Source organism: Ruegeria sp. YTSC199 (assembly GCF_059609725.1).
On sequence record NZ_JBXWMF010000005.1, the window covers coordinates 78393 to 93153 of the forward strand.

General features: G+C 60.2%; 15 protein-coding genes. 6 read left to right on the top strand and 9 right to left on the bottom strand.

All coding sequences use genetic code 11. From position 1 onward, the window contains the following. Positions 1-22: 22 nt before the first annotated feature. Genes AC2FEE_RS06235 through AC2FEE_RS06255 form a run of 5 tightly spaced genes read right to left on the bottom strand, consistent with a single transcriptional unit; the run spans position 23 to position 4812 of the window. The gene (locus AC2FEE_RS06235) at positions 23-1501 is read right to left on the bottom strand and encodes an aldehyde dehydrogenase (RefSeq protein WP_496863794.1); all 1479 of its coding nucleotides are present in this window, start codon (positions 1499-1501) and stop codon (positions 23-25) included. Positions 1502-1509: 8 nt separating this feature from the next. Continuing rightward, positions 1510-2544 carry an LLM class flavin-dependent oxidoreductase gene (locus AC2FEE_RS06240; protein WP_496863795.1) on the bottom strand — a complete coding sequence of 345 codons (1035 nt, stop codon included), beginning with the start codon at positions 2542-2544 and terminating at the stop codon, positions 1510-1512. A 12-nt stretch (positions 2545-2556) separates the two neighbouring features. Continuing rightward, a complete protein-coding gene (locus AC2FEE_RS06245; RefSeq protein ID WP_496863797.1) occupies positions 2557-3465 on the bottom strand; it encodes a flavin reductase family protein in 909 nt (302 codons plus the stop codon). Next, positions 3462-4241, bottom strand: coding sequence for an alpha/beta fold hydrolase (locus tag AC2FEE_RS06250; RefSeq protein WP_496863799.1), 780 nt, complete (start codon positions 4239-4241; stop codon positions 3462-3464). Before AC2FEE_RS06250 ends, AC2FEE_RS06245 begins: the two co-directional genes overlap by 4 nt. Further along, positions 4213-4812, bottom strand: a complete 600-nt coding sequence (locus tag AC2FEE_RS06255) for an amino acid synthesis family protein (RefSeq protein ID WP_496863801.1) — start codon at positions 4810-4812, stop codon at positions 4213-4215. The genes AC2FEE_RS06250 and AC2FEE_RS06255 overlap by 29 nt, the downstream gene beginning before the upstream one ends. A 108-nt stretch (positions 4813-4920) precedes the next feature. Between AC2FEE_RS06255 and AC2FEE_RS06260 the strand changes: the two genes are divergently transcribed. From AC2FEE_RS06260 to AC2FEE_RS06280, 5 genes are all read left to right on the top strand, one after another. Continuing rightward, positions 4921-5784 (top strand): LysR family transcriptional regulator, encoded by an 864-nt coding sequence (locus tag AC2FEE_RS06260; RefSeq protein WP_496863803.1) that lies wholly within the window; start codon positions 4921-4923, stop codon positions 5782-5784. A gap of 78 nt (positions 5785-5862) precedes the next feature. After that, complete coding sequence (locus tag AC2FEE_RS06265) at positions 5863-7113, top strand: sarcosine oxidase subunit beta family protein (RefSeq protein ID WP_496863805.1); 1251 nt, start codon at positions 5863-5865, stop codon at positions 7111-7113. 12 nt (positions 7114-7125) lie between these two features. After that, complete coding sequence (locus tag AC2FEE_RS06270) at positions 7126-7413, top strand: sarcosine oxidase subunit delta (protein ID WP_496863807.1); 288 nt, start codon at positions 7126-7128, stop codon at positions 7411-7413. Then, a complete protein-coding gene (locus AC2FEE_RS06275) occupies positions 7410-10355 on the top strand; it encodes a sarcosine oxidase subunit alpha family protein (protein ID WP_496863809.1) in 2946 nt (981 codons plus the stop codon). The genes AC2FEE_RS06270 and AC2FEE_RS06275 overlap by 4 nt, the downstream gene beginning before the upstream one ends. Beyond that, entirely contained in the window at positions 10348-10908 is a 561-nt protein-coding gene (locus tag AC2FEE_RS06280) for a sarcosine oxidase subunit gamma (protein ID WP_496863810.1), read from the top strand. The genes AC2FEE_RS06275 and AC2FEE_RS06280 overlap by 8 nt, the downstream gene beginning before the upstream one ends. 8 nt (positions 10909-10916) lie before the next feature. Here AC2FEE_RS06280 and AC2FEE_RS06285 read toward each other — a convergent pair whose 3' ends face one another. Genes AC2FEE_RS06285 through AC2FEE_RS06295 form a run of 3 tightly spaced genes read right to left on the bottom strand, consistent with a single transcriptional unit; the run spans position 10917 to position 13059 of the window. Continuing rightward, positions 10917-11915 (bottom strand): GlxA family transcriptional regulator, encoded by a 999-nt coding sequence (locus AC2FEE_RS06285; protein ID WP_496863811.1) that lies wholly within the window; start codon positions 11913-11915, stop codon positions 10917-10919. Positions 11916-11964: 49 nt separating this feature from the next. Beyond that, on the bottom strand, positions 11965-12213 hold the full coding sequence (locus AC2FEE_RS06290; protein WP_496863812.1) for a hypothetical protein: 249 nt from the start codon (positions 12211-12213) through the stop codon (positions 11965-11967). Positions 12214-12216: 3 nt separating this feature from the next. Next, positions 12217-13059, bottom strand: a complete 843-nt coding sequence (locus tag AC2FEE_RS06295) for an alpha/beta fold hydrolase (RefSeq protein WP_496863814.1) — start codon at positions 13057-13059, stop codon at positions 12217-12219. 106 nt (positions 13060-13165) lie between these two features. Here AC2FEE_RS06295 and AC2FEE_RS06300 point away from each other — a divergent pair, with 106 nt between their 5' ends. Continuing rightward, entirely contained in the window at positions 13166-14035 is an 870-nt protein-coding gene (locus AC2FEE_RS06300; RefSeq protein WP_496863815.1) for a LysR family transcriptional regulator, read from the top strand. Positions 14036-14048: 13 nt separating this feature from the next. On the opposite strand, the gene AC2FEE_RS06305 is transcribed toward AC2FEE_RS06300, so the two are convergent. Further along, positions 14049-14660, bottom strand: a complete 612-nt coding sequence (locus tag AC2FEE_RS06305; protein ID WP_496863816.1) for a YrbL family protein — start codon at positions 14658-14660, stop codon at positions 14049-14051. Positions 14661-14761: the final 101 nt, after the last annotated feature.

Below are 14761 nucleotides of genomic sequence, written 5' to 3' on the forward strand. Positions count from 1 at the left end.
CCTCCCCTGCTTTCACACAGGCTTAGCGCATTACAAACGGGTTCGCCATCGGCTCTTGCGCGGTGCTGATCCAGGTAGTTTTGGTCCGGGTGTAATCGAGGATGGCCTCGACGCCGGCCTCTCGTCCATAGCCCGACTGATTGAACCCGCCGAAGGGCGCAATCGGAGAGATCGCACGGTAGGTATTCACCCAGCAAATCCCCGCCCTGATCCGTTTCGACACACGATGCGCCCGCGCCAGATTCTGCGTGAAGACGCCAGAACCCAACCCATACGGCGTACTGTTTGCCAACGCGATGGCCTCTTCCTCGGTGTCGAATGGCAGCAAAGACATGACCGGTCCAAACATCTCAACCTTCAACGTTTCGGCCTGGGGTGAGGTGCATTGAACCAGTGTCGGCGCCATGTAGTTGCCCGGACGATCGGCTGGAGTACCGCCAAAGCGGATCACTGCACCCTGCCCCTGTGCGGCAGCCAATGTGGCCTCGATCTTGCGCACCTGTGCGGCGGTACAGAGCGGACCGACATGCGTATCGGGTTGCAGCGGATCGCCCAGCCGAATGGCGCTGGCTTTCTGTTCGATCCGTTCAATCAACGGTTCAAGAATGGTGCGATGTACCAGCCCACGCGTTCCCGCCACGCAGCTTTGACCGGACGCACCAAAGTTTCCGGCGATCAGCCCGTTCGCCGCGCCATCCAGATCGGCGTCATCGAACACAAGGATCGGCGACTTGCCACCCAGTTCCAGCGAAGTGACCGCAAAATTCTCAGCCGAGTTGCGCACCACATGCCGTGCGGTCTCCGGCCCACCGGTAAAGGCGATCCGGTCGATATCGGGATGACGGGTCAGCGGAATGGCGCAATTCTCGGCGTCGCCGGTGATGACCGAGACAACCCCGGGAGGGAACCCGGCCTGTTCGATCAGGCGCGCGAATTCCAGCATCGGAGCAGGCGCGATTTCCGAGGCTTTCAGCACCACCGAACACCCCGCTGCGAGGGCCGGGCCCAGCTTGGTTGCCGTCAAAAACATCTGCGCATTCCACGGCACGATGGCCGCCACAACGCCGATAGGTTCGCGCGTGGTGAAGACGTGCATGTCGGGCTTGTCGATGGGCAGGACCGTGCCCTCAACCTTGTCCGCAAGCCCGGCGAAATAACGGTAGTAGTCCGCCACATAGCCCGTCTGCGCCGAGGTTTCCGCCAGAAGCTTGCCGCTGTCGGTCGTCTCCAGCTCTCCCAATCGTGCAGCGTTTTCAGCCACCAGATCAGCCAACCGATAGAGCAGCTTTCCCCGCGCAGTCTGCGTCATATCCCGCCAAACCGGATCGTCAAGAACCCGTTTGGCCGCTGCAACAGCACGATCAACATCACCGGCCGAGGCGCAGGCAAACGTCGCCCACCCCTGCCCGGTTGCCGGGTTCTCCGACGTCATGACCTGAGCGTCGGAGCCCTCAGACCACTCCCCATCAATGAACAATTGAAAATGCGGAAGGTTTTCCATGGTGATCCTCACTGAAAGGCTGGCATGACGTCGTCGATAAACCGCGCCAGCGAGGCGCGTTTGCGGTCGTTCGTCATGCCGCTGTCGACCCAGAACGAAAATTCATCATAGCCCAGATCCTCATAACGTTTTATCCGGTCGATCACCTGCTGCGCTGTCCCGACGGTCAGGTCTCGGCCCAGTTTCTCTGTGGTGTACATTGGGTTCGCGTCCATTTCCTCGGGCGAGATCGGTTCGATCAGTCCTTGCTGAATGGGTCGCTTATTCAGGAACCACGCGCCGAAATAGTTATAGTAGCGCCGCAAATCCTGAACGCCCCGCGCCACGTCATCATCATCCTCGCCGACATATGTGTGGTGCAAAAGCATGATCTTGGGGCGCGGCCCGGCGTAGCTTTCGCAGGCATCGTTGAAACGACTCATCAGCGTTTCGATTTCTTCCATCCCCTGCCACAGCGGCGTGACCTGAATGTTGAAGCCATTGTGAACGCCGAATTCGTGGCTGTTTGGGTCACGTGCGGCGATCCAGATCGGCGGACCGCCATCCTGCATCGGCTTCGGGGCCGAAGTCGTGGCCGGGAACGAATAGAATTCGCCTTCATGCGCGCAGTCCCCTTCCCAAATCTTCGGCAACAGAGGCGTGGACTCGCGCATTTTTTGCCCGGCCTCCCATGCGTCCATGCCCGGCGCCAGCCGCTCGTATTCAAACGAATACGCCCCGCGCGCCACGCCCAGCTCAATGCGACCTTTGGTGATCTGGTCCGCCGCCGCAGCCTCACCGGCCAGCTTGATCGGGTGCCAGAATGGCGCGATTATGGTGCCGGTGCCCAAACGAACGTTCTTGGTATGGTGCGCAAGATCGACCAGAGGCAGGAACGGGTTGGGTGCAATGGTGAATTCCATCCCGTGATGCTCACCAGTCCAGACCGCGCGCATGCCGCCTTCATCGGCCATCTTCGCCAGACCCACGAATTCGTCGTAGAGAACATCATGAGGCTGGTCGGGCGTCAGACGCTCCATATGGGCAAACAGGGAAAACTCCATCATCCGGCTCCTTTAGCGAAAACTGTGAATGTCACCCCGATCGGCGTCGCCAAGATACAGGGCGAAATCGCCGGTCTGGGCTTCACGCGCGAAGCGGGTCATCATGTGGTGAATGCCGGGGGTGGCATAGGTCAGGTTGGGCAGGTCCTGGACCGCAACCCAACGGGTGTTTTCGGGGGGCGCGGCCTGTACGGCAGATGCCAGAAAGAACGTATAATGCAGCTTGGTTTCGGCATCGTTGAACGCCGAATAGACCTGATCGATCCGCGCGTGAATGCCCCGTTCGGCCAACCCTTGCGCCAGCCTGTTCCGCTGGCCTCCGGGTTCGGCCCCTTCGACCTGCACCGGACGAAAGCGACCGTCGTGATGTTCCAGCAGCACTTTGTCCTTTGACGTTATGATGGCTCCGCAAAGCGTCGGCACTTTCGAGTCCATTTCGCGTTCCAGCCCAAGACTGAAATACGAGCCACACACGTAACCAAGGCCGTCACCCGCAACGTGCGAGAACTCAAGCACCCGGCCCATCAGGACGGTGTGGTCGCCCGCCGGGACTGCTTGGTGCGTTTCACAGCAGAACTGCGCCAGTGCCCCGTCGATCAGCGGCAGATCATGGGCACCATTCCTATGAGGCACCTTGGCAAACCGATCTCCCTTGTATCCCGCAAAGGTATTCGAGACCTCCTGCTGACCCTCGGCAAGAATGTTGACGGCGAAATATCGGCAGCCTGTAAAGACCTCATAGCTGGACAGGAACTTCCCCGGACAGACCAGCAACAGCGGCGGATCGAGCGACACAGATGAAAAGGAGTTGGCCGTGAACCCGACCGGGGCGCCGGACGGGTCGCGTGTTGTCACCACCGTCACACCGGTCATGAAGTTGCCAAAGGCGTCGCGCAAGGCGCGAGGATCAAGCGTCGTCATGGCAAGCACTCCTGCAGAAAGCGCAACAGGATATCGTTGACCTCAGCCGCGTGGGTCATCGGCATCATATGCGCCGCGTTTGGGATGATTACCGCCTGCCCCTGTGTTGCCAACTCAGCCATGTCGCGCGACATCCGAGGGGTTGAGTTCGGCTCATCCGCGCCAGTCACAAACAAGGCCGGGCAGGCAATTGCAGCCAGCTGCGCCTTGGTCGGACCATCGCTTTCGGCGAACACCGTGTAGGCGGCCTTGTAGGCGCGCGGATCGACCTCTTGCAGCCAGCGCGCGCAGGCGTCGCGCTCCGCCGACGCATCCTTGCCAAACCACCGTTGCAAATTGGCCGACGGATCACTCGGTTGTTGCTCATCCAGGGAATGCGCCCGCGACAGAACGGCCTGCCGAGCTGATTCCGACCGCTCAAAAACAGCATTCAGGGCGACAATGCCTTTGACATTCGGATTGCCCGAGGTTGCAACGTGCGTCGCAATCAATGCTCCCATCGAATGCCCGATCACTACGGCAGGTTCCTGTATCAAAGCAGAAACCGGCGCGGCATAGCTGTCTAACCCGCTGACCGCCGCGAACGGGGTTTCGCCATGACCGGGCATATCCGGGCACAACACGCGGTACCCGGCAGAGACCAGCGGTTCGATCTGTCCGCCCCATGCCTCGGCCCGCAAACCGACGCCGTGCAGCAGAACCACCAGCGGCCCCGTGCCCGTTTCTGTTGCGGCCAGACCGCTGAACTCAGACCGAGGCCGGGTTGTCCACATCATGACCCAGATCCTTCAAATCCTGATAGCGATCCCCGATCCGATGGTGAGGACGCCCCGAGGTCGCGCCGCCCAGCACTATCACCACCTCATCTGCGCGCGGGGCGTCTGGAATGGCGAATTGCAGCGTCAAGTAGTGAGACCGGCGACCGGCGTCGTTCTTGTCCATCAGCGGCACCATGATCGGTGCATTTGCCGGCCCCCTAGTATTGGTGAAGGACAGATAGGATTTCGCCGCCACGGCCTGCCGGAAGTGATTGCCGAAATGCAGCGTGTGGATCAGGCCCGAGGCGTGCTCGACCTCACCATCCAGCCCCACGACGGCAGCCTTGCCGTAAGCCTCAATAGCCTCGCCGCTGCCCGCCAAAGCGATCATCCGGCGGGTCAGTTCTTCGCCCAGGATCGGGGCAAAGCTTAGAATCTCGGGCCGCAAATCTTCGACATAGCGGCCCGCCCAGGGGTTCGATACCACGGCGGCTACTGCGAACATGCGCCACGGGCGCTCGGCATTGCGAAATCCTTCGACCAGAACCTCTTCGTCATAGGTTACGATTTTCCGAATATTTGGCTCCACGAGCGCCCCCTTTTCTGTCGTTGGCAAACTATCCTCGCCCGGGGGCCGCTTTGACAAACGAAAGAACTTCGGTCTTAGGTATTAGTGACTCTAATATGTAGGTTACCAATGTCGAAATCCCTGCCTCCTCTGACATGGTTCAGATCGTTCGAAGCCGCGGCCCGGCGCCTCAGTTCGACCGCCGCCGCCGAGGAAATCGGGCTGACGCAATCCGCCGTCAGCCAGCAGATCAGATCGCTGGAAACGCGGCTGGGCGTGGTACTATTTCACCGCCACGCGCGCGGGCTGTCCCTAACCGACGAAGGCCGAAAGCTGCTGCCACAGGTCGAAACCGCGCTTGAGATGCTGCACTCCGCCGCCTCGCCTTATCTGGCCGAGGAACGGGCGCGGCATATTACCGTTGCGGCTTCGGTCAGTGTACTGGAATGGGTGATATCCCCGGCCCTTCCGCGATTTCAGCAACAGAATCCCGATACCTCTGTGCGGTTTGTCAGTACGATCTGGCCGGATGAATTCGCCGCCTCTCGCGCGGATGTCGAGATTCGGTTCGGCTCGGAAAAGCAGGTGGGTCGGGATGCAACGGCACTGTGGCCCAATCACCTGATCGCGGTGAAGGCACCGCAGCTTTCGGGCGGCCTGCAAGACTTGCCGCTTATCGGAACTGTCGGCACGTCGGACAATTGGGGGTCTTGGGCCGAAGCGACTGGCCTGCCAGTTGGTGCCCCTGTGTTCTATGTCGACTCCTATGGGCTTGCCTTGCAACTGGCCACGACCGGCAACGGTGTTGCACTGGTCAACGCCCTGATCGCCGCGCACGCCCTGCAATCCGGTCAGGTGGTGCTTGCATCCGATGCATCCGCTCCGGCCAGCGAAGGTTACTTTCTGGCGGTTCAGCGCCGTTCCCCCGAGGTTGATGCCTTTGCGCAGTGGTTTACCGAAATTCAACGGAAGAAGGCACGCAGCCAAGTCTGATTCAAACACGCCAATGTCGCATTTGAGGATATTCAAACGCTTTAGAATAATGAATCCTGGAAAAAAAAGGTCCGATTCATGCGATATTCCGGCTTTCGAGTCATCAAAGAGGCGCTTACCGGCCACAAAGGGTGGAAACCGGTCTGGCGCGAGCCCGAACCCAAGGCGCAATACGACATCGTCGTCATTGGCGGCGGCGGTCATGGGCTGGCCACGGCGCATTATTTGTCCAAGGTCTACGGTCAGCGCAATGTGGCTGTGGTGGAAAAAGGCTGGATCGGCGGCGGGAATGTGGGGCGGAATACGACGATTGTCCGCTCGAACTACATGCTGGACGGGAATGAGCCGTTCTACGAGTTCTCGATGAAGCTGTGGGAAGGGCTCGAACAGGACCTGAACTACAACGCAATGATGAGCCAGCGCGGGATCCTCAACCTGTTCCACACCGACGGCCAGCGCGACGCTTTTACACGGCGCGGCAATGCGATGATCCTGAATGGTGCAGATGCCGAGTTGCTGGATGCCGATCAAGTTAGACAGGAACACCCCTATCTGAACTTCGATGACGCGCGGTTTCCGATCAAAGGTGGCCTGGTACAGCGTCGCGCAGGAACTGCCCGCCACGACGCCGTGGCCTGGGGTTTTGCGCGTTCGGCAGATATGCACGGCGTCGACATCATCCAGAACTGTGAGGTCACCGGTCTGCGCATTGAAAACGGCAAGTGTCTGGGGGTCGAAACCACGAAGGGCTTCATCGGCGCAAACAAGGTCGGTTGCGCAGTTGCGGGTAACTCCGGACGCTTGATGGGAATGGCCGGGATGCGGCTGCCCATCGAAAGCCACGTATTGCAGGCGTTTGTTTCTGAGGGTCTGAAACCAGTACTGCCCAGCGTGATCACTTATGGCGCGGGTCACTTCTATATCAGCCAGTCCGACAAGGGCGGGCTGGTCTTTGGCGGAGACATCGACGGCTACAATACTTACGCCCAACGCGGCAACCTTCCGGTGGTCGAGGATGTCTGTGAGGGCGGCATGTCCCTGATGCCTATGATTGGCCGCGCGCGCCTGTTGCGGATGTGGGGCGGTGTGATGGACATGTCGATGGACGGCTCGCCCATCATCGACCGCACACCGGTCGAAGGGCTCTATTTCAATGGCGGCTGGTGTTACGGCGGGTTCAAGGCGACCCCAGCCTCGGGGCATTGCTTTGCACATCTGCTGGCGAAGGATGAGCCGCACCCGGTTGCCACGGCCTATCGCCTCGATCGGTTCCAGACCGGTCGAATGATTGACGAACGCGGTGCGGGCAACCAGCCCAACCTGCACTGAGGGGAACCAACCATGATTATCGACCATCCCCTTCTGGGCCCGCGCGATGCATCGGAATTCACCTATTTGGGCGACGCGTCCTTGATTGACCGCCCCGACTGGCAGGCGGAAAACGCGGCTGAGGCGTTCTATGAACACGGCTATCTGCGCGACAATCCCGCCGGAGAGCATCAGGAGCTTTGGTATCACGAAGCCGGAGATCGGTCCTGGCTGGTCGTCACGCGCAATACGCTAACGCATGAGATATCAAAGGTGGAACTGGCCCGCGACGTGGCCCGGGCTCGGGGGCGATCCAAATGACGCAGACAAATCGGCTGAATGGCGGCCAGATCGACCGCACCACCTCTTATACCTTCAGATTCGACAACCGCAGCTACACTGCGCATCCCGGCGATACGCTGGCCTCGGCTCTGCTGGCCAATGACGTGCGGCTGATCGGACGGTCCTTCAAATACCACCGCCCGCGCGGATTACTGACCGCGGGTTCTGAAGAACCCAACGGCATGGTCGAACTGCGCACGGGCGCCCGCAAGGAGCCCAACACCCGCGCCACGACGATCGAGGTGTTCGACGGGCTCGAAGCGCAGTCGCAGAACCGCTGGCCCAGCCTGAAATTCGACGCGCTGGCGGTGAACGACCTGTTCTCGAACTTTCTGTCGGCAGGGTTTTACTACAAGACCTTCATGTGGCCCGCTGCATTCTGGGAAAAGCTCTACGAGCCGATTATCCGCCGCGCCGCCGGTCTCGGGTCATTATCGATGGAGGCCGATCCGGACGAGTACGACAAGGGCTTCCGTCATTGCGATCTGCTGATCATCGGTGGCGGACCTGCCGGTCTGATGGCGGCCTTGACCGCCGGCCGCGCCGGTGCGGACGTTGTTTTGGCAGATGAAGATTTCTCTCTTGGCGGACGCCTGAACGGCGAAACCTTTGCGCTGGGCGACCAAAGCGCCCCGGATTGGGCCGCGCAGGCAGTAGCGGAACTGTCCTCTCTGCCCAATGTCCGCCTTATGCCGCGCACTACTGTGATCGGCGCGTTCGACCACGGTATCTATGGCGCCGTGGAACGGACCGGAGATCACCTGCCTTCCTTGCCCGCAGGCAAACCCCGTCAGATACTGTGGCGCATCTATACGCAAAAAGCACTGCTCTGCGCCGGGGCTACCGAGCGCCCGATTGCGTTCGAAAACAACGACCGCCCCGGTGTCATGATGGCCAGCGCCCTGCGGACCTATGCCAACCGGTTCGCGGTTACGGCGTCGCAGCGTGTGGCGATCTTCACCAACAATGATGACGGCCACCGGACCGCATCCGATCTGCACGCCAAGGGCGTCAAAATTGCTGCCGTGGTGGACGTGCGTGAGGATGCACCCAGCAGCTATGATTATGAAGTCCTGAAAGGCGCGCAAGTCGTCAACTCCAAGGGTCGCCTAGGGCTGAGCTTCGTCGAGGTTGCGATGCCGGATGGATCGACCCGCATGCTGGATTGCGGCGCGCTTGGCGTGTCAGGTGGATGGAACCCGAATGTTCACTTGACCTGCCATCAACGTGGGCGCCCGGTTTGGAACGAATCCTTGGCCGCCTTTGTCGCCGGCGCCGAACTGCCCGTTGGAATGTCCGTTGCAGGTGCGGCAAACGGGATCATGTCGACCCACGGCGCCTTGCAGTCCGGTGCCGGAGGGGCAGCCAAGGCGCTGGACCTGACAGGCACCCTGCCCGACCTGCCCGAGGCCGAGGACGCTCCGGTCGCGCTGAAACCCTTCTGGTACGTCCAGGGATGCAAGCGCGCCTGGGTGGATCAGCAGAACGACGTGACTGTCAAGGATGTGAAGCTAAGCTACCAAGAGGGTTTCCGCTCGGTCGAGCACCTGAAACGCTATACCACGCTGGGCATGGCGACCGATCAGGGCAAGACCTCGAACATCACGGGGCTGGCGATCATGGCTGAAGTTGCTGGAAAGTCGATCCCCGAGGTTGGGACCACCATCTTCCGTCCACCCTACACTCCGGTTCCGATTGCCACCTTCGCCGGGCGCATGAAGGGGCAGGAATTTCACCCGATCCGCCTGACGCCCTCGCATTATTGGGCCAAGGAGCGCGGTGCGGTGTTTGTCGAGGCCGGCAACTGGCTACGTGCGCAGTGGTTCCCGCTGCCCGGTGAGACGCATTGGCGGCAATCCGTTGACCGTGAAGTACGCCAGACCCGCGCCTCGGTCGGGGTGTGCGACTGCACCACGCTGGGCAAGATCGACGTGCAGGGCACCGATGCCGCCGAGTTCCTGAACCGCATCTACGCCAACGGTTTCGCCAAGCTGGCCGTGGGCAAAGCCCGCTATGGCCTGATGCTGCGCGAAGACGGCATGGTTATGGACGACGGCACCGCGGCGCGGCTGGCCGAGGATCACTTCGTCGTCACCACGACCACCGCAAACGCCGTCAGTGTATATCGCCACATGGAATTTGTGCGCCAATGCCTGTGCCCGGACATGGACGTCCAGCTGATCTCGACCACCGAAGCCTGGGCGCAATACGCGGTAGCCGGACCCAACGCGCGCAAGCTGTTGCAAAAGATCGTGGACCCGGAATTTGACATTTCGAACGAAGCCTTCCCCTTCATGGCTTGCAGCAACATCACCGTGTGCGGCGGCCTTCGGGCGCGGCTGTTCCGTATCTCGTTCTCGGGCGAGTTGGCCTATGAAATCGCGGTGCCCTCGCGTTATGGCGATGGGCTGATGCGACGTTTGATGGCCGAGGGCGAAGAGTTCGACGTTATCCCCTATGGCACCGAAGCGCTGGGCGTGATGCGTGTCGAAAAGGGCCATGCCGCCGGGAACGAGCTGAACGGCACCACCACGGCACTGAACCTTGGCTTGGGTAAAATGGTGTCAAAGAAGAAGGACAGCATCGGCTCGGTCCTGTCCGAACGTGAAGCCCTGGTCGAACCGGATGGCCTGCGGCTTGTGGGGATCAAACCATTGCAGCCAGAGGATAAGATCACTGCGGGCGGACACCTGATGAATGCCGATGGCCCCGTCGATGCGGCCCATGATCAGGGCTATGTCACATCGGCCGTCTATTCGCCCATCCTGAACAGCAATATCGGACTGGGTCTGGTCAAAAACGGTTCGGAACGGCTGGGTGAGAATATGCGTCTGGTCTCTCCCCTGACCAATCTGACGGTTGAAGTCGAGATTGTCTCGGCCCATTTCGTTGACCCTGAAGGAGAACGTCTGCGTGCATGATCTTGTTGCGATAACCGCCCTGGGCGGAGCTGAGCCGCGTGTGGACACCGTAAGGGGTGTCACATGCACCGAAGTCCCCGAAGTGGCGCTGGCAGCGGTCGCCGCGCGCATGGGACAGGAACCCAACGCCGCCCAGGCGCTTGCCAAGCTGGTTGACGCGCCGACGCCGGATATTGGCCGCTGGGCCGGCACGACGGTCAAAGCGTTTTGGGCCGGATCGGACCAATGGATGATAGAGGCCCCGTTTGACAGCCATGAAGACCTTGCGGATCAGGTAAAGGCGACCGTCGGGGATACGGCTTCGGTCACGGAACAGACGGACGCGTGGACACGGTTTGATCTGAGCGGTGACGGCATTCCAGCTATGCTGGAACTGTTGTGCCAACTCGACCTGCGCAAGTTTGATGAGGGCAGCACCGCGCGGTGTTCGATCCATCATGTGGGCTGCTTCATACTGTTTCGGTCGCCCGAGATGGTCAGCATTTACGGCCCGCGATCCTCGGCCGGATCGCTGCACCATGCCATCGTGACCTCAATGCGCTCGGCGCTGTAAAGTTACTGTCAGACCGAGGGAAGTGGTGCGTTGTCCTCGACTCGAAACCGGTTGATGCGGCGCCTGTCCTCGCTGGGGCTCAGCCCGAAAGCCGCGCGGTAATGGGTTACCAGCGGCGAGATCGAACTGTATCCAACAGCCTCGGCGATCTCGGGGATCGGGTCTCTGGTGTAGACCACCATCTGCCGCGCTGCTTTCATACGCATGGCGCGGTAGTAGTGACTAGGGCTTTGCCCCGTTGCTTGCTTGAAGGCGCGCTCGATCTGGCGGGGTGTGACGCCCGTCTGCTTCGCCACATCTGCAATCGAAATCGGCTGGTTGATATGTGCTGCAAACAGCGCAACACAGCGCGACACCAGCGGTGGCAAACTGTCACCCGTACCAGGCGCATTCGCGCTGGGCACCTGCTGCCGGACCCCTGCCCCGCGCATCATCGGATGTTGAAACCAACAGGCAACCTCATGAGCGACATCTCCGCCCAGCCTGTCCTGAATCAGATGCAGCGCCAGATCAAAACCAGCTGCGGCGCCGGACACAGTGCACCGGCTGGCGGTTCTGACGATCACTTCGCTGCGGGCATCCATGTCGGGGAACTCGGCCTCGAACGCCGCCTCATAGCACCAATGGACTGATACCGGATGACCTTGCATGACCCCGGATCGCACCAAAGGGAAAACACCTGCGCTGATCCCACCAAGAACCGTCCCGTGTCTGCCAAGGCTGCGCAACATGCCATTCCCGGCCGTCGTGTTGTCGAAAACCGAGGTCGGGCTGCTGAGTAGGAACAGAATGTCGATGTCCTTGCATTCGGCCAGCGATCGCTCGGCCTCGAAGCCGACGCCGGCGCTGGATTGAACCTTTTTACCGCGTTCTGAGATCAGCGACCAGCAGAATGCTTCTTGCCCGGCGATCTCGTTGGCCGCCCGCAACGGCTCGATCACCGAGGTGAGGCAGGCCATGGGAAAGCCGTCAAACAGCAGAAAGCCGATCTCGATTCTTTTTTCCATGCGCATAGGGCTGTCCTAGCAGGAAACGCACGGCGGCCCTATGCGAAGTTTACGCCCAGCGGATCAGCCCGATAATGGCGGAGGTCGCGTAAAACCCCTGTAGCAACAGAAAGGTCCAGCGCCGGTCGATCGCGGCCCAAGCGGCAAACAGGCCAGCGGACAAAAGCAACAGTGCAAAGCCCAGCAGTTCCGCCCCTGTGTTCGACGCGATTAGCAGGGCGTAAGCCATCGCCAGAACCGATCCGGTAACTTCAAACACGGTCGTCAGGCTACGGCGATTGGTTTCGATCTTGGTCATGTCTCACCCATTTCGCTTGAGGAAGTCGACCAGCAGGGCCGATGTCTTCTGAGGCTGGTCTTCCATCGCAAAGTGTCCGCAGTTTTCTAGAATATGCAGTTCAGAGCCCGGAATGGTGTCATGTAGCTTGTACGCCCAGTCGACCACCTGCCACGCATCATTCGCCCCCCAGATCAGTTGAACCGGCAAGGCGCCGAGTTTCGCATAATCGATGCTGTTGGTGTGTTTGGGGTCATAGTGGCGAACTTGATGCTGGAACAGGCTGCCCTGCCCGATGGGTCCGCAGATAAAGTCCAGATACGTCTCTAGCGCCGTATCGGCCAGGCGCTGTTTGTTTGCAACGGCCGAGGAAAGCCATTCACGAAAATGCGCCCGGTGCTGGGTATCCGGTGCATCGATCAGGTGTTGCAGGCCCGCTTGCATCTGCTCTTTGGTCCGTTTCGAGGGCCAGCTGTCAAAGCTGACGACATCAATCATGGTCAGCGACCGTACCCGGTCAGGCGACTGGACGGCAAATCGAGGAGCCACCGCGCCGCCGATATCGTGCGAGATCACGTGCAGGTCATCCAGCCCCCACACATCCAGCAGCCCCTCGAGGATCGGAACTTGCGCGGTGACCGAAGTATCAACTGACGGATCCCAGGGGCGTTCGGACAAGCCAAAGCCCAACAGGTCGTAGACATGAACCTTGTAGCCAGCCGCAACCAGTTCCGGCAGCACGTTTCGCCAGATATAGGATGAGGATGGCGTACCGTGGATCAGCACGACGGGTTCGCCTGCGCCATAGGTTCCGTGCGAGATTCGGGTGTTCTTGATCAAAGCGTGGTCGGTGACGAGATGTGACACGGTTGGTCTCCGGTGATTTATCTTTCCCCATGACTAAACCGGCGCTAGTATGTGACTCAAATGAATGATTGTCATTCTTTCATCAACTTTCGTCATGGTTAAGAAAATGAACGAACGCCTGGAAATCGATGCCCTTCGCGCACTGCTCGCCATCTCGGCCCATGGTGGCGTGACGCGGGCGGCGAAACATCTGGCACTGTCGCAATCGGCGGTCAGCCACAAGATCCGGCGACTGGAACACGCGCTGGACTGCGATCTTCTGGCCCGTCGCGCCGGAGGCCCGCTGTTCACCGACGCCGGTCAGCGGCTGTGCGAATACGCCCGCCGGATCACTGAACTGCATGACGAAGCCGTGGCAGCCCTGGGCAGGAAACCCTTGTCCGGCACCATCCGCCTGGGAATGACCGAAGACACCACCACCAGCGGTATCGCCCGCATCCTGGGCCGTTTCACACGGCTGTACCCCGACGTGCACGTTCGCACGCGAACCAGTCAAAGCCTAAACGTGCAGGCCTGGCTAAAGGCCGGTGAACTGGACGTTGCGGTCATGCAGATCTTTCGTCAGGACGCATTGCCCGACGACTTGATCCTGTTCGAAGATAACCTGCATTGGGTCAAATCGCCGGAGTTTCGTGTCAACCTAACCGCCCCTGTTCCGTTCCTGTCCTTCGACAGCCAGTGCTTTTATCGGCACTGGGGCATGGGTCACGGACCGCATCGGTTCGACAACGTTCTGGAATGCCCCAGCGCAGCCGGCATCCAGTCGGCGGTGCGTTCGGGGCTGGGCGTGGCTCTGCTGAACGGCCTGCACGTCACCCCGGATATGGAGATTATTGACGGCCTGTTCCCCACCCCGCCCGGGATTGGCTTTATCGCGCGAACGCACCTGAAAAAGCGAAACCCTGCGGCGATGGCACTGATCGAAGAAATCCGCAAAGAGGTCGAAAGCGCCATACCTTTGCGCATCGCAGGCTGAGCCCAACGCTTTGTCAGGGGACGTCCAGCCTGAACCCCTTGGTCATGCGCTCCCGACGGCGTTGGATCGATTTGCGGAAAGCCCAATTGCTGAACAGGGCCAGTGGGAACATCACCCTTTCACCCAGACCGTCGATAACGACCAGCTTTCCACCACGCTCTTGCGCGCGCACGATGTTTTCAAACCCCATATCGCCAACGACGATCTGGCCCCGTTCAAGATCGTCCAACAGCTCCATGAACTCTTGGTGCAACCGTTGACGCCCTGCCCGGTCTTTATTGAACTTTACCAGTTCAGATTGCAGAGTCGGAGCAAGCCCTCCGTCCGGCCCGGTCAGCTTTTCCACCGCGATAGCCGGCCCCAGCGAGGTCGGAGCATAGCCCGCGAACCGCGCCAGACGTTCGATTTCCGGGCACCCCCTGTTCAGCGCAGCAAGGTATTCGTTCGCCTCGCGGTTCCACTGCCTGAGATTACCGTAGCGCCATTCCGAATAGCGCGGCAACGGGTGCTTGCGTTCCGGCTCATCAACGCGGACCTTCAACAACGCTCCCTCAATTTCAGGATGCTGGAAAATCTTGTAATTGCGGCTTTCCCGCAAGGGAGTGAGGCCACTCAGGTCAATCATATTTGCCGGGTCCTGTTTACCAAAAAACGCAAGCCAGTCGGGGCGATGGTTTTGAAATCAGCCCCCTACATAAAACGTTCTTTTATCCGTTACAATTAGCC

Bases quoted from the DNA above. Each gene is read 5' to 3' on its own strand.
- AC2FEE_RS06235 (WP_496863794.1), bottom strand. From the start codon at position 1,501: ATGGAAAACCTTCCGCATTTTCAATTGTTCATTGATGGGGAGTGGTCT.
- AC2FEE_RS06240 (WP_496863795.1), bottom strand. From the start codon at position 2,544: ATGGAGTTTTCCCTGTTTGCCCATATGGAGCGTCTGACGCCCGACCAG.
- AC2FEE_RS06245 (WP_496863797.1), bottom strand. From the start codon at position 3,465: ATGACGACGCTTGATCCTCGCGCCTTGCGCGACGCCTTTGGCAACTTC.
- AC2FEE_RS06250 (WP_496863799.1), bottom strand. From the start codon at position 4,241: ATGATGTGGACAACCCGGCCTCGGTCTGAGTTCAGCGGTCTGGCCGCA.
- AC2FEE_RS06260 (WP_496863803.1), top strand. From the start codon at position 4,921: ATGTCGAAATCCCTGCCTCCTCTGACATGGTTCAGATCGTTCGAAGCC.
- AC2FEE_RS06265 (WP_496863805.1), top strand. From the start codon at position 5,863: ATGCGATATTCCGGCTTTCGAGTCATCAAAGAGGCGCTTACCGGCCAC.
- AC2FEE_RS06270 (WP_496863807.1), top strand. From the start codon at position 7,126: ATGATTATCGACCATCCCCTTCTGGGCCCGCGCGATGCATCGGAATTC.
- AC2FEE_RS06275 (WP_496863809.1), top strand. From the start codon at position 7,410: ATGACGCAGACAAATCGGCTGAATGGCGGCCAGATCGACCGCACCACC.
- AC2FEE_RS06285 (WP_496863811.1), bottom strand. From the start codon at position 11,915: ATGGAAAAAAGAATCGAGATCGGCTTTCTGCTGTTTGACGGCTTTCCC.
- AC2FEE_RS06290 (WP_496863812.1), bottom strand. From the start codon at position 12,213: ATGACCAAGATCGAAACCAATCGCCGTAGCCTGACGACCGTGTTTGAA.
- AC2FEE_RS06300 (WP_496863815.1), top strand. From the start codon at position 13,166: ATGAACGAACGCCTGGAAATCGATGCCCTTCGCGCACTGCTCGCCATC.
- AC2FEE_RS06305 (WP_496863816.1), bottom strand. From the start codon at position 14,660: ATGATTGACCTGAGTGGCCTCACTCCCTTGCGGGAAAGCCGCAATTAC.